General features: G+C 70.8%; 11 protein-coding genes, 1 pseudogene and 1 riboswitch. Of the genes and pseudogenes, 7 read left to right on the forward strand and 5 right to left on the reverse strand.

Annotated elements, in window-relative coordinates; translation table 11 throughout:
• Positions 1 to 11: 11 nt before the first annotated feature.
• Positions 12 to 425 (reverse strand): annotated as a pseudogene (locus tag ACFW01_RS23075) (DUF2399 domain-containing protein); the annotation flags it as partial.
• Positions 426 to 596: 171 nt separating this feature from the next.
• Entirely contained in the window at positions 597 to 2027 is a 1431-nt protein-coding gene (locus ACFW01_RS23080; RefSeq protein WP_384506177.1) for an endo-1,4-beta-xylanase, read from the reverse strand.
• Positions 2028 to 2647: 620 nt separating this feature from the next.
• Here ACFW01_RS23080 and ACFW01_RS23085 point away from each other — a divergent pair.
• The 6 genes from ACFW01_RS23085 to ACFW01_RS23110 all read left to right on the forward strand — a co-directional run bounded on the left by ACFW01_RS23085 (position 2648) and on the right by ACFW01_RS23110 (position 9800).
• Positions 2648 to 4114, forward strand: a complete 1467-nt coding sequence (locus ACFW01_RS23085; protein ID WP_234960552.1) for a non-reducing end alpha-L-arabinofuranosidase family hydrolase — start codon at positions 2648 to 2650, stop codon at positions 4112 to 4114.
• 211 nt (positions 4115 to 4325) lie between these two features.
• Positions 4326 to 4491: riboswitch (cobalamin riboswitch) on the forward strand.
• Positions 4492 to 4625: 134 nt separating this feature from the next.
• Positions 4626 to 5549, forward strand: a complete 924-nt coding sequence (locus ACFW01_RS23090) for a hypothetical protein (RefSeq protein ID WP_384506180.1) — start codon at positions 4626 to 4628, stop codon at positions 5547 to 5549.
• On the forward strand, positions 5546 to 6568 hold the full coding sequence (locus tag ACFW01_RS23095) for a cysteine synthase family protein (RefSeq protein ID WP_384506183.1): 1023 nt from the start codon (positions 5546 to 5548) through the stop codon (positions 6566 to 6568). Before ACFW01_RS23090 ends, ACFW01_RS23095 begins: the two co-directional genes overlap by 4 nt.
• Positions 6565 to 7806 carry an ATP-grasp domain-containing protein gene (locus ACFW01_RS23100; RefSeq protein ID WP_384506186.1) on the forward strand — a complete coding sequence of 414 codons (1242 nt, stop codon included), beginning with the start codon at positions 6565 to 6567 and terminating at the stop codon, positions 7804 to 7806. The genes ACFW01_RS23095 and ACFW01_RS23100 overlap by 4 nt, the downstream gene beginning before the upstream one ends.
• Positions 7799 to 9082, forward strand: coding sequence for an MFS transporter (locus ACFW01_RS23105; protein ID WP_384506189.1), 1284 nt, complete (start codon positions 7799 to 7801; stop codon positions 9080 to 9082). The genes ACFW01_RS23100 and ACFW01_RS23105 overlap by 8 nt, the downstream gene beginning before the upstream one ends.
• Positions 9051 to 9800 (forward strand): class I SAM-dependent methyltransferase, encoded by a 750-nt coding sequence (locus ACFW01_RS23110; RefSeq protein ID WP_384506192.1) that lies wholly within the window; start codon positions 9051 to 9053, stop codon positions 9798 to 9800. The genes ACFW01_RS23105 and ACFW01_RS23110 overlap by 32 nt, the downstream gene beginning before the upstream one ends.
• Before the next feature lie 367 nt (positions 9801 to 10167).
• Here the strand turns inward: ACFW01_RS23110 and ACFW01_RS23115 are convergent, their stop codons facing one another.
• From ACFW01_RS23115 to ACFW01_RS23125, 3 genes are read right to left on the reverse strand one after another with little or no spacing between them, the layout of a single operon-like run.
• Entirely contained in the window at positions 10168 to 11949 is a 1782-nt protein-coding gene (locus ACFW01_RS23115; RefSeq protein WP_384506195.1) for an ABC transporter permease, read from the reverse strand.
• Between the two features lie 2 nt (positions 11950 to 11951).
• Positions 11952 to 12800, reverse strand: a complete 849-nt coding sequence (locus ACFW01_RS23120; protein ID WP_384506198.1) for an ABC transporter ATP-binding protein — start codon at positions 12798 to 12800, stop codon at positions 11952 to 11954.
• Entirely contained in the window at positions 12797 to 13339 is a 543-nt protein-coding gene (locus ACFW01_RS23125) for a PadR family transcriptional regulator (RefSeq protein ID WP_384506201.1), read from the reverse strand. Before ACFW01_RS23125 ends, ACFW01_RS23120 begins: the two co-directional genes overlap by 4 nt.
• Positions 13340 to 13507: 168 nt before the next feature.
• On the opposite strand from ACFW01_RS23125, the gene ACFW01_RS23130 reads away from it, so the two are divergent.
• Positions 13508 to 13957 carry a cold shock domain-containing protein gene (locus ACFW01_RS23130; protein WP_234960508.1) on the forward strand — a complete coding sequence of 150 codons (450 nt, stop codon included), beginning with the start codon at positions 13508 to 13510 and terminating at the stop codon, positions 13955 to 13957.
• The last annotated feature ends 20 nt before the right edge of the window (positions 13958 to 13977 follow it).

Consider the following 13977-nt stretch of genomic DNA (forward strand, 5'->3'; position numbering starts at 1 on the left):
ACGTCCATGGCGGGGGCCAGCTCCGTGTCCCACACCGCCTCGGCCGACGGCCCGGTGAGGGCGATCGACGGGGTGCCGTTCAGCTGTGTGCGGGTCGCCAGGTACTCGTAGTCGGCCGCGCGCATGCGCCACGGCTGGGCCGCGTACCGCTGTATGACCCGGTTTGGCCAGGGCGATGCCGGGCCAGTCGAAGTCACCGTGGTGCGCGAACTACGCACCCTGACCCTGGCCATGCCGGTCCGGCACCCCGGTCCACGTCTGCGAGAACCCACGCGTGGTCGAGGCCGCGGCCCACACCCGACCGCACGGCGCCCCTCGTCTGGCGTCAAGACCGAACAAGCACTCATGCTGACCGCTTGCTGACGTACGAAACGCGAAGGAACTCCCGGTTCCTCTGCTCTGTTGAAGGACTCACACCGGCACATGGCCGGCCTTCCCGACTCCCGCACCACAATCGCGAGGAAAGCCGAGTACTCCGCGACCGAGCACGTCACCCGCTCCAAGCCATGCAGTGCCGTGCCGTGCCCTTCGCGAGGGCCGCCGTCGTGGCGGCGGCGGCCCTCGCGGCCGTCAGCGGTGTCTTGGCGCCGCGCCGGTCAGGCCCGGGTCCAGCGTTGGTTGTCGCCGTTCGAGCAGGAGTAGAGCTGGATCAGGGTGCCGTTGGCGGTGGCGCCCCCGACGGCGTCGAGGCAGAGACCGGACTGGACGCCGACGATGGATCCGCCGGAGTCGAGGCGCCACTTCTGGTTGTCGCCGCCCCAGCAGCTGTAGATCTGCACCTTGGCGCCGTTGCCGGTGCCCGCGGCGTCCAGGCACTTGTCGCCGTGGACCCTGAGCTCACCGGCATCGGTGTACGTCCACTGCTGGTTGGCGCCGTTGTGGCAGTCCCACAGCTGGAGCTGGGTGCCGTCGGTGGTGCTGTTGTCGGGCACGTCCAGGCAACGGCCCGAAGCGACGCCCTTGATCGTTCCGCCGTCCGCGGGCGGTGTGGTGGAGCCGCCGTTGAGTGCGTTGAGGACGGCGGTGTAGGCGGGCTTCTTGCTGCCGTCGTTGTTGAACAGCAGCGGCGTCTGCTCCGCACGCCAGGAGTCGCTGTCGCGCACACCCCAGACGGTGACACCGAGGCAGCGCGAGACGGCCAGGCAGTCGTTGACCACGTTGGCGTAGGTCGAGGCAGAGGCACCCTGGATGTCGAGTTCGGTGACGGCCACGTCGACGCCGAGGGCGGCGAAGTTCTGCAGGGTGGTCCGGAAGTTGCTGTTGTAGGGGCTGCCGCTGTTGAAGTGCGACTGGAAGCCGACGCAGTCGATCGGCACCCCGCGCTGCTTGAAGTCCCGCACCATGGCGTACATGGCCTGGGTCTTGGCCCAGGTCCAGTTCTCGACGTTGTAGTCGTTGTAGCAGAGCTTGGCGGACGGGTCGGCGGCGCGCGCGGCGCGGAAGGCTACCTCGATCCAGTCGTTGCCGGTGCGCTGCAGGTTGGAGTCGCGTCGCGCTCCCGAACTTCCGTCGGCGAAGGCCTCGTTCACGACGTCCCACTGCGTGATCTTGCCCTTGTAGTGGCTCATCACGCCGTTGATGTGGTCGATCATCGCCTGGCGCAGCGCACTGCCGCTGAGGCTCTGCATCCAGCCGGGCTGCTGGGAGTGCCAGGCCAGGGTGTGGCCGCGCACCTCCTTGCCGTTCTGTACCGCCCAGTTGTAGACGCGGTCGGCGGCGGTGAAGTTGAACTGGCCCCGCTGCGGTTCGGTGGCGTCGATCTTCATCTCGTTCTCAGCCGTCACCGAGTTGAACTCGCGGGCCGCGATCGTCGCGTACGTCGAGTCGCTCAGTCTGTTCGCGGCGATGGCGACGCCGAAGTAGCGGCCGCTCTGCGCCGCCGCGGCACCGAGCGTGCTCTCGGCGGCCTGCGCGGGCGGCGGCGCGACCAGTGCGGCGACCACTCCCAGGACGCCGGCGACCAACGCCAGCAGCAGAACGCGGGTTTTCCGCCGGACAACGGGTCCGGGAAGGGCATATGAGCCCATGGCTGTGCCTCCAAGGCAGGAAGAACGGGGTCACCGGGCATCGGGGGCATGGGACCCGGGAGGGTCTCCATCGGCACGGACGGGCCCGGTCGTCCGCCGAGTGACGTACGCCGGGTGCCGGTGCGAGCCTCATGGGGACGACATGCGGAGTGGCGCAGGTGTCTCGGCGCGCGGATTTGTTGGGGCAGGTGTGCGCGGCTCTGCATACGGCGCAGCCCGCCCCGATCCCGCGCTGTTCGATATCTCGGTCTTCGGTCGAGTTACCAGACAGATGATTGAGGGGTTGACGGTGACTCGTCAATCCTCTTGCGTCGGAAATATTTCCGCCGTCAAATCGAAAATTTCGGAAACCCGTTCAGGTCGGCGGACCCCAGCACCAGCGAGCCGCTTTCGCGAACTACCTGGTGATCCGCAGGTGACGCGCGCGCTCATCACACTCGGGGAGGAGCTGTTTGCGGACAGATCGGCGACAGACCTTGACCGGGGGACCGCGCCTTCCTAGCTTGTGGCGTCACAGATCCGAGAGCGAAGCGAAAGTTTCGAATCCTCTGCGCCCGGCGCGGCTGCCGCTCCAGGGTTCATCGGCGGCGCCCCACCCCGCCCCCAAAGGAGGCCCCCTGATGTGGCTTCGCCACCCGTTCCCGGTCCGCCCAAGACGCGTACTCGGGGTTCTCGCGCCCCTGCTGCTGGTGGCCGCCTTCCTCGGCGCCCAGCCCGCCGAGGCGGCGACCGTAGACCCCAACGCCTCGTATGTGCTGGTCAACCGCAGCAGCGGCAAGGCCCTGGACGTCTACAACATGGCGACCGGCGACGGCGCCCGCATCACCCAGTGGACCAGGAACGACCAGAGCCAGCAGCAGTGGCAGTTCGTCGATTCCGGAGACGGCTACTACCGCGTCAAGTCCCGCCACTCGGGCAAGGTCCTGGACGTCCACAACTGGTCCACCGCGAACGGCGGCTCGATCGTCCAGTGGACCGACCTGAACGGCGCCAACCAGCAGTGGCGGCTGGCCGACGGCCCGGACGGCTACGTGAGGCTCGTCTCGCGCCACAGCAACAAGGCCCTCGAAGTACAGGGCGCCTCCACCGCCGACAACGCGAACATCGTCCAGTACGACGACTGGGGCGGTACCAACCAGCAGTGGCGGCTCGTCGAGGTCGGCGCAGGCACCCCTGGCTCGTGCGACCTCCCGTCGAACTACCGCTGGACGTCGACGGGCGCGCTGGCGCAGCCCAAACAGGGGTGGGTCTCGCTCAAGGACTTCACCGTCGCCCCGTACAACGGCAGACAACTCGTCTACGCCACCACGCATGACACGGGGACGAGGTGGGGTTCGATGAACTTCGGCCTGTTCACCAACTGGCCGGAGATGGCCTCGGCCGGCCAGAACACGATGAACAACTCCACCGTCGCACCCACGCTCTTCTACTTCGCGCCGAAGAACATCTGGGTGCTCGCCTACCAGTGGGGCGGGACCGCCTTCTCCTACCGGACGTCCAGTGATCCCACCAACCCCAACGGTTGGTCGTCCGAGCAGGTGCTCTTCTCCGGAAGCATCTCCGGCTCCGGGACGGGCCCCATCGACCAGACACTCATCGGTGACGGCACGAACATGTACCTGTTCTTCGCCGGTGACAACGGCAAGATCTACCGGGCCGCCATGCCGATCGGGAACTTCCCGGGCAGCTTCGGCTCGACCTCGACGGTGATCATGAGCGATACGACGAACAACCTGTTCGAAGCCCCGCAGGTCTACAAACTGCAGGGCCAGAACCGCTATCTCATGATCGTTGAGGCGATCGGCTCACAGGGCCGGTACTTCCGCTCGTTCACGGCCACCAGTCTGAACGGCTCCTGGACCCCCCAGGCCGCGACCGAGAGCAACCCCTTCGCCGGCAAGGCCAACAGTGGCGCCACCTGGACCAACGACATCAGCCACGGCGAACTGATCCGCACCAGCCCCGATCAGACCATGACCGTCGATCCCTGCAATCTGCAGCTGCTCTACCAGGGACGCAGCCCCAACTCCGGCGGCGACTACGGCCTCCTGCCCTACCGTCCGGGACTGCTGACCCTGCAGCGCTGACGGCAGACGCGGATCCTGCACGAACTGCGGGCAGCGCGGTCACCAGAGTCGTTATCCGGCCACAGCCGCCACCACAACCGAACAGGGGACACTGTTCGTGCCGCCCTCCACATTCAGGACAACCGTCGAAGCCGCACTGTCGCAGGCGTGGGAGGCCCCCTACGCTGATGTCCGCAGTCGGTTCGCGCCTCCCGCCCGACCGGGCGCCCGGTGGTGCGACGCAAGAGGGAACCCGGTGCGAATCCGGGGCTGTCCCGCAGCGGTGAGTGGGAACGGAAGCCGTCGATGTCACTGGGCCCCCGTCAGGGCCGGGGAAGAGACGGCCGGTAGGTGTCCGCCCTTCCGGCGGACGTGCCCGCGAGTCCGAAGACCTGCCACTGCGCCCGCGTCCCGCGCGGGCTGTGCACGTGACCTCGTGGACTGGGTCGGCGGTACGGGCGGTCGTACGTCGTACGGGTGGCCGCGCCTCCTGCCCCGTCGGCGTTCAAGGCCCGGTACGGAGGAGGATGGTGTGCGGGACCCAGCCGGTTCGCGTCGGCCGTACAGCCCCCGGGAGCCGGACGTGGACGGCGGCACGGTGTCCGGTGTCTGCCAGGGCACTCTGGGTGAGCTGTACCAGGGCCCGTTGCGCGTGGGCGCCGATCCCGAGATCGCGGTGGTGTCCTTTCCCGTGGACCGCCACGCGTGGGTCTATTTCACTCCGAGGACGGCGGCCGGCCCTCCGCCGCACGCACCGCCGCTCGGGAAGAAGTCGGTGGAGGCGGTCCGGCTCTTCCTGGACCACTACGGCCTCACGCTGCCCCCCGGTGACTGGCACACCCACTCCGAACTGCCGGTGGGCGTGGGGATGGCCAGTTCGACGGCGGACATCGTGGCGACGCTGCGCTGCCTGTTCCGCGTCTTCTCCCTGCCGTACGACACGGAGGTGGTCCGCGGCGTCCTCGCGCGGATCGAGCGCTCCGACAGCGTCTTCCTCGACGAGTTCGCCCTGTACCTCAGTGGCCGGCACCGGGTCGTGCGGCGGCTGGGACCGGATCTCGGCTTCCACACCGCCTACGTCACGGAACCCGGCACGGTGGACACCGCCGCCGTCACTCCCCTGCTGCTGGACCACTACCGGCGCCGCGGCGAGGAGTACCAGCGGTGTCTGACCGATCTGGTGAAGGGCTTCGACTCGGGTGACCCGGCCGCCGTCGCCCGTGCCGCGTCGGTCAGCGCCGCGTTGTCCCAGGAGGTTCTGCCCAAGGCCACCTTCGGCAGCCTGCAGGCCCATCGTGAGCGGTTCGGCGCCGACGGCGTCTTCGTCGCCCACACCGGCTGCCTGGCCGGGTATCTCTTCGCCTCGCGCCCGGGCGCCCGGGTCAAGTCCGACCTCTCCGCGTTCTTCCGCTCGCTCGGCCACCAGTGCACCTTCGCCCAAGGAGGCTACGGGTGATCCACCCCCACATCGCCGACGCCCTGAAAGCACCGGACCTCGTCCGGCTCACCGACGGGCTGGTCCTGCTGCGGTTCGAGTCGATGAAGATCTACTCGGCTCTGGCCGCCGTCCGCCATCTGCTGGAGCGGGGCACCGTCCGTCCGGGACAGACCCTGATCGACAGCTCCAGCGGCATCTACGCCTACGCCCTCGCCCTGGCCTGCCACCGGTACGGCATGCGGTGCCACATCGTCGCCTCCACCACGGTCGACGCCACCACCCTCGCCCAACTGGAGATCCTCGGCAGTACCGTGGAACAGGTCAGACCGTCGCGGAACCTCAAGCTCGACCAGGAACTGAGGGTGCGACGGGTGCGCGAGATCCTCGCCGAGCGTCCGGGACACCACTGGATGCGCCAGTACCACGACGACGTCCACTACCTCGGCTACCAGGAGGTCGCCGACCGGATCGCGGCGGAGTTCCCGGACACACCGCTGACCGTCGTCGGCGGTGTGGGCTCCGGCGCCTCGACCGGCGGCATCGTCGAGCGCCTGCGCGGCACGGACCCCTCGGTGCGCCTGGTCGGCGTCCAGCCCTTCGGCAGCGTCACCTTCGGCAGCCAGGACCATCACGATCCCGAGGCGATCATCGCGGGCATCGGCTCGTCCATCGCCTTCGACAACGTCCGGCACCATCTCTACGACACCGTGCACTGGCTGGACTTCACCCACGCCATGTCCGGTGCCGTCGCCCTGCTGCGCGAGCACGCGGTGTTCGCCGGGCTGTCCACCGGTGCCGGCTACCTCACGGCGACGTACGAGGGCCGCCGCCATCCCGACCGACTGCACCTGGTGATCGGGGCCGACACCGGACACCGCTACGTGGAGCGCGTGTTCGCCAGGCACTCCGAGGCTCTGGAACCAGCTGCGCTGAAACCCGTCGAGGTCCGCACTCCGGAGGAGATGGCCATGCCCTGGTCGAGGATGACGTGGCGGCGCACCGGCTGCCCGGCCGACCGGAAGGAGCGTGCCGCATGACCGTGGCCTGCCTGGAGTCACTGACCTTCGGCCTCGGCCGTCTGGTCCGCGCCGCCGACCGGCTCGGTGAGCGCCTGGTGCTCCTCACCCGGGATCCCGCCTACTACGCCTACGAACTGGACCGGCTGCCCGCCGGCGCCCTCGAAGTCGTCGTGACCGACACCTTCGACGTGGACCGGGTCACCGCGCTGCTCCGCCGCATCCCGCGGCTGGGCGGTCTGATCAGTTCGACCGACACCTGGACTCTCAGCGGCGCCGCCCTCGCCGAACGCCTCGGCCTGCCCGGTCTCGACCCAGCCGTCCTGCGGCTGACCCGGGACAAGGCCGCCGTACGCAACAGGCTGCACGATGCGGGTCTCACCCGGGCGAGGGCCGTCGAAGGCGCATACCCGGACCGCGAGGCTCGCGGGCTGCTGCTGAAGGAGGCGGGGCTGCCGCTCGTGCTCAAGGACACCGCGGGCACCGGGAGCCAGAACGTGTGGCTGGTGCGCGACGAGGACGAACTCGACGCGGCGCTGGCGCAGGCGTCCGGCCGGGAGCTGAAGGGACGCCTGTTCGCGGAGCCCTATTTCAGCGGCCCGGTATACAGCGCCGAGACGCTCACCTGGGCGGGCCGGACCCGGCTGCTGGGGGTGTCCAGCCGGCTGATGTCACCGGAGCCGCACTTCCGGGAGGAGATCACCGCCTTCCCGGTCGCCTTCCCCGCCCCGCAGGCGACGTCCCTGGAGCGTTGGCTCGACCGGGTCCTCGAAGCCATCGGCTACACCGACCGCTTCGCACACGTGGAGTTCGTACTGACCGCCGACGGCCCGGAAGTGGTGGAGGTCAATCCCCGCATCGGGGGCGCGCTGGTCGGAGAAGGGCTGTGCCGGAGCCTCGGCGTGAACGTGTACGAGGCGATGGTCGAGGCGGCGCTCGGCCGCCGCCCCGGTCTCATGGACGTGGACCTTCCCGGCGGTCCGGCGGTCGCCTTCGTCCTCGGCTACCCGGCCGCTCCCGGCGTGTTCACCGGAGTCGCCGGGCTGGACCGGCTCACCGGCATGCCGGGAAGACCCGCCTGGTACCCGACCAAGCAGGCCGGCGAACTCATCGAGCACCTGGGCGACAGCCGGGGATACGCGGGCATCGTGTACGCGGAGGCGGAGACCGCCGAACTCGCCACCCACCGCGCGGTGGCCGCCGCCAACGCCCTGCGGGTACGCACCGTCCCGGCCGGCCGGGACGCGCCCGGTGGGTGAGCGCACCACCCGGGGACCGGGCCCGCGCGCCGCGCTGTTCCCGCTCACGGGTCCGCTGCGGTTCCTCCTGCTCAGCTCGTTCCTCATTCCGCTCGGCAGCTTCATGGTCCTGCCGTTCATGTCGGTCTTCCTCCACGAGCGGCTCGGGTTGGGGCTGGGCACGGTCGGCGTCGTCCTGGCCGCGGCGTCGCTCGTGCAGTTCTCCGGCGGCATCGTCGGCGGAGCCCTCGCGGACCGGATCGGGCTGCGCCGCACGATGGTGTGGGCACTCGTCGTACGCACCGCCGGTTTCGCCGGGCTCCTCGCGGCCCTGCGCTGGCCGCCCCTCGCGATCTGGGCGCTGGTCCTGACGTGCTGCGGTGCCGCGCTGTACCTGCCCGCGAACAAGGCGTACCTGGTGCACGGCGTCGAGGACGAGCGCCGCCCGGCCTTCCTGTCGGCGGGCAACGCGGCGATCAACGCCGGAATGGCGGTCGGCCCGCTCATCGCCGGACCGTTCGTCCTGTCGTCGCCCGGCTGGCTCTTCGCGGCCGTCACGGCGCTGTTCCTCGCGGTCACGGCGGGACACGCGCGGCTGCCGGGGAGCGACGGGAACGGCGCGGACGGCGGGAACCACGCCGCGTCGCGGAAGACGGCTCCTCCGGGGCTCCTGGCCGGCCTGGCACTCCTGCCGTTCGCCGCCAACGCGCTGGCCTTCTACCTCTACTTCCACTTCCAGCACTTCCTGGCGGTGTACGCCGTCGAGCGTGCCTCCGCCGCGTTCTACAGCATGGTGCTGCTGCTCTGCTTCACGCTGGTGATCGTCGTCCAGCCGCTCGCGTCGGGCCTGATCCGGCGCATGCCGTACGTCCTGGCCCTCGCCGTCGGGTTCACGGGCCTGGCCGCGGGCATGGCCGTGCTGGCGGCCGGCACCCGGGCGGCACTGCTGGCGGGCGGCGCGCTGATCACCCTCGGGGACATCGTGCTGTTCCTCAAGAACGACCTGGAGGCGCTGCGCCGCAGTCCGCGCTCCGACGCCGTGGTCTTCGGCCAGCAGCGGCTGGCGGCGGGCCTGGGCGCCTGCGCGAGCGGCGTGCTGGGCGGGCAGGCGTACGGACTCGGCGAACGGGCCGGACACACCGGCTGGTTCTGGCTGCTGGCAGCCGCCCAATGTCTGCTGCTGCCCCCTCTTCTGCTGACGGTGCGCCACCGCGCGGCACGGCGCCCCGTCCCCGACGACTACCATGAAGGAGCACTGACGCACGATGACACGGACGGGCGGATTCCAGGACGATGACTTCTGGACCGAGTTCCACGACTTCCTCTTCTCCGAGCAGCGCTACGCACAGGCCGAGGACCTGCTCGACACCTCCCCCCTGCTCGCCCTCGCCGAGGGGGCACGTGTCCTGGACCTGTGCTGCGGGCCGGGGGTGTTCACCGTGCCGCTCGCCCGCCGGGGTCACCGGGTGACCGGAGTCGACCTGAGCCCGGCCATGCTGGACCGGGCGCGCAAGCGGTCGGCCGACGCCGGTGCCGACGTGACGTACGTGCGGGCCGACGCACGCGAGTACAGCGAACCCGGCGGCTTCGACGTGGTCCTGAACATGTTCACCTCCTTCGGGTACTTCGAGGACCCTGCCGACAACGCACGTGTGCTGCGCACCATGCACACCTGTCTGGCGCCCGGCGGCACGCTCGTCCTGGACCTCGCCGGGAAGGAGCTCCTTGCCCGCAGGGTCACCCCGCCCAAGGTGGTGCGGCGGGGCGAGGACGTGATGGTGCAGACCGACACCGTGCTCGACGAGTGGGCGCGGCTGCGCAGCGAGTGGGTGCTGGTCAGGGGCGAGCGGGTGACGCGGGCGACCTTGACGTGGTTCGTGTACAGCGCGGTGGAACTGCGTCGGATGGCCGAGGAGGCGGGGTTCGGCCAGGTGGAGGTCTTCGGCGGGTTCGACGGACGGGCCTACGACGAGAACGCCGAGCGGCTCGTCCTCCGGGCGGTCCGCGAAGCCTGAGGGAGGCGCGTGGGCACGCGGCCGGGTTCACGCGCCCATGCGTCGCCGGCTCGGGCCCGACCGCGTTGCCCAGGAGCACGGGAGCACGGGAGCACGGGAGCACGGGAGAAGCGTCTTGGTCCCGCCGCCGACATCACCGTGGCCGCACTGCTCGCCGACTTCCTCGGCATGGGAGCGCGACTGGTCGGCTCGGGCCGCTCTGGCTCGTCGCCGCGTGCGTCCCGGGCGCGGCGAGCCCCGGCTGCCGGGGGAGACCAGTCGGAGTCCTCGGCCGGGGGAAGGGGGACAGGGGAAGGCTCTCGTGCGCCTGCTACGTTCCACCTCGCCACGGTCGCGGCGCTGTGCGCGGTCGGCCGAACCCGATTGCTCAGGCCCGTTCGGCGTTGAGGGCGCGGCCCGCCGGGGTGCGGGTGTGGGTCCAGGCGGGCAGGGCGGTCAGGGATCCGACGGCCAGGAGGACACCGAATGCGGCGGCGAGCAGCCATGTCGTCGGGGGCATGGCCATCTCGGGGCTGACCAGCCAGTACACGAGCAGTCCACTCGGCATGCCCACCACCAGCCCGGGCAGTGCGGGCAGGAGTTGGGCGGCACACAGGGCCGTGACCACCTCGCGGGGGGTGGCGCCGAGGGTGCGGGTGATGGCCAGCGCGCGCCGGGCCTGCACGGCGGTGCTCCAGCCGAGGAAGATCGTGTTGAGCGCGGACAGCGCCACCAGGACGAGGGTGACGCCGTGCAGCGCCTGGCTGGTGACGAGGTTGCGTGCCGCGAGGGGGTTGTCCGGCGCGTAAGCGGTACTGGTGTCGGGTGCCGCGTGGAAGGCGAGCACCGCGGTGATCAGGAGGCTGGTGGTCGCCGTACCGATGGCGGTCAGGGCGGCGCGGCCGGGTCGGCGGGCGAGCAGCCGGATGCCGACCAGGAGCGCGGTGGGCAGGTACGCGGTCATGGCGTTCAGCCGTGGGTGGTGGGTGGACGGATGCGCCGAGTCGGTCAGGGAGTGGACCGTGCTGGAGCGGGCGGCGCGGACGACGGGGCGGAGTGTCCCGGCCAGGGAGACCAGGACGGCGAGGAACACGGCGGCCACGACGGTGTCGGTGGTCGGAGCGCTGACCGTGTTGAGCAACCCGGCACCGGGGTCGGCCAGTTCGGGTGCGGCCAGGGTCCCGGCGGTCAGCCCTAGGGCGGTGGCCACCACGGTGAGCAGCAGGTACTGCGCCAGCAGCACGGCGGCGACGTGGCCGGGGCCCGCGCCGACGGCCTTGAGCAGCCCGGCACGGCGGTTGTCACGGGTGGCGCGTACGGCGGCGAGCGCGGCGAGGGTGACGAGGGCGGCCGAGGCGAGCAGCCAGCCGCCGACGACCAGGGCGGGCTGAGCGAATTTGATCATGCTCGCGTCGGTCCGGAGGATGCCCTGCCAGTGGTGGGTGTTGACCCATTCGGGGCCCCTGCGCTCGTCGGTGAAGACGGTTTCCCGCCATGTCAGGGTCGCGGCCGGGTCCTTCAGCCTCAGATGGAACAGGTGGACGCCCGCCGTGTCGCCCGCGGCGGCGCGGGTGTCGGCGGCGGTGAGCCAGATCCTGCCGCCGCCGTAGTCGGACGTCCCGGGCCCCTGGGCCCAGTCGTTCCACGGATACACCGGGGTGGCCGCGCTGATCGCGAGGCCCACGACGGGGTAGTCGCGCCCGCTGATCGTGACGCGGTCGCCGACGTGCAGGTCGAGCGTCTGCGCGAAGCCCCGCTCGACCACCGCGCCGCCGGAACGCACCCACGAACCGGACGTCACCAGCGGCTGGTCGACCTTGGCCGGCTCGTCACCGCGTCCCTCGATCGCGGAGCGCGCGGTGTGGCCGTTCGTCCGGATCTCGGTCTCGAAGGCGAAGACGGGATCGGCCTGCTCGGCCACCCCGGGTGTCCGCTCCAGCCGTCCGGCCAGGCCGGAGGGGTCCTTGGCCGTCGTGATGGCGACGATGTCGGGTCCGTCGGTGGCCTCGCGCGTCTTCAGGTACGCCGTCGTGACGGCGTCGTTGGTGGAGAGCCCTAGGGTCAGCGAGGCGATGGCGGCGGTGACGGCGACCACGAACATCACGGACTCACCGGGACGGCGGCGCATGTCGCGCACGGCCAGACGCCAGATCAGCAGCAGGCGGCCCACGGTCAGCCCTCCCAGCTCAGCAGCGCGCCGAGCTCGTTGCCGCTGCCACCGCCGCCGCCCAGGCGGGTGTCCCCGGCCAGCGTGCCGTCGCGCAGGGAGACGACGCGGTCCGCCGTCGCGGCCACCCGCTCGTCATGGGTGACGGTGATCAGGGTCTGCCCGCCGGCGCGCAGTTCGTCGAAGAGGCGCAGGATGTCGCGGGTCGCCGCGCTGTCCAGGTTGCCGGTGGGTTCGTCCGCGAGGACCACCAGCGGCTCGTTGACCAGGGCGCGGGCGATGGCGACCCGCTGGCGCTGGCCACCGGACAGCTCTGAGGGCAGATGCCGGGCCCGGTCCGTGAGCCCGACCCGGTCCAGGAGTGCGACGGCGCGGTTCCGGGCGGCGCGCGGCGAGGCACCGGCCAGCAGCGCGGGCAGCTCGGTGTTCTCCGCGGCGGTCAACTCGTCCATCAGATGGAAGTCCTGGAAGACGAAGCCGACGGCGCGGCGCCGCAGCCTGGCCAGCGCCCGCTCGCCGAGCTCGTCGACGCGCCGGCCGCCGAGCCAGACCTCGCCGTCACTGGGCCGGTCGAGCCCGCCGAGAAGCTGGAGCAGCGTCGACTTGCCGCAGCCGCTGGGTCCGGTCACGGCGAGTGTCTGCCCGGCAGGCACGTCGAGGTCGACGCCGTCGACCGCCCACACCGCGCTCTCGTCCTCACCGTAGACCCGCGTCAGACCGATGGCCCGCAGTACCGGTGCGCGCATGTCGCCGCCTCCGACGTCGGACCCGTACCCCAACGGTGCCGGGCCCGGACCGTCGTCCGCGCCCCTGCGCCGTGACCGGCCCTTGGCCCGCCGACCGTCGTTCGTCATCCGAATGCTCCGCCTTTCCCACGCGGGGCGCGGGTGGACCAGGTCCGCTCGCACGCCTCCAGCCAGCGCAGATCGGCCTGCAACCGGAGCGCGATGCCCTCCAGAAGCAGCCCGGCCTCTGAATCCGTGTCCTCCAGGAGAGCGGCGTGCTGGGCCTCGGCGAGGCTGCGCAGCAACTCCCGCCGCCGTGCCTCGACGAGCGCGACCGGGTCGGCCAGACCCGAGACTCCGGCGGCCACCAGTTTCAGATGGAACTCCGCCACGTCCGCTCTGGGCCCGCCGCCCTCGGTCATCCACGCGGCCGCCCGCTCCTGCCCGGCCGCGGTCAGCGCGTACACCTTGCGTCGCGGGCCGCGCACCGGCACGTCCTCACGTTCCCGGACGACCAGTCCGGCCTTCTCCAACCGGGTGAGCGTGACGTAGATCTGCCCCGCGTTCAGTGTCTCTCCCAACGGTCCGAGCGCCGCCGCCAGCCGCCTGCGCAGGTCGTAGCCGTGCGACGGCTCCTTGACCAGCAGCGCCAGCACCACGTCCTGCATCCGGCCGCCCTCCTCAGCGATCTCATTGGATAGCGGTTATCCATGGAGGCGTCAAGGCACGGCGGCCGGTGTCCGGTTCGTTGTCCGTCGGGGATGGGTTGCGCGGTCCGGAGTTACCATCCTGTGGAGCCGCTGGGGCTCAGAGGTGCGAGAAGGTGTGTGGTTGAGATGGCGGTAGGCAGGGTTGTCAGGTTCGACGGGGTGCGGGGCTACGGGTTCATCGCCCCCGAGCACGGCGGGGAGGACGTCTTCCTGCATGCCAATGATCTGCTGATCCCCGAGACGTCCGTGCGTTCCGGGGCCTGGGTGAAGTTCGAGGTGGAGGAGGGCGACCGCGGGCTGAAGGCCTCGTCCGTCCAGCTGGCCGACGGACCGCCGCCGTCCATGGCGCCGGCGCATGTCGCGCCGCCGCGGTCCGCCGCACCGGCGCATTCGCCGATGCCCTCGTTCCACGAGGCCGAGGAGCCGACGTGTGACGTGCTGGGCGCCGCGGAGTTCACCCACGAGATGACGGAACTGATGCTGAGCGCGGCTCCGTCGCTGTCCGGGGAGCAGATCCTGCGGCTCCGGCAGCGCCTGGTCGAGTACGGCAGGAGGCACGGCTGGGTCGAAGGCTGAGCATGGGAGAGGGCCCCACG

It is taken from the genome of Streptomyces sp. NPDC058985 (genome assembly GCF_042740985.1).
GTDB lineage: Bacteria > Actinomycetota > Actinomycetes > Streptomycetales > Streptomycetaceae > Streptomyces.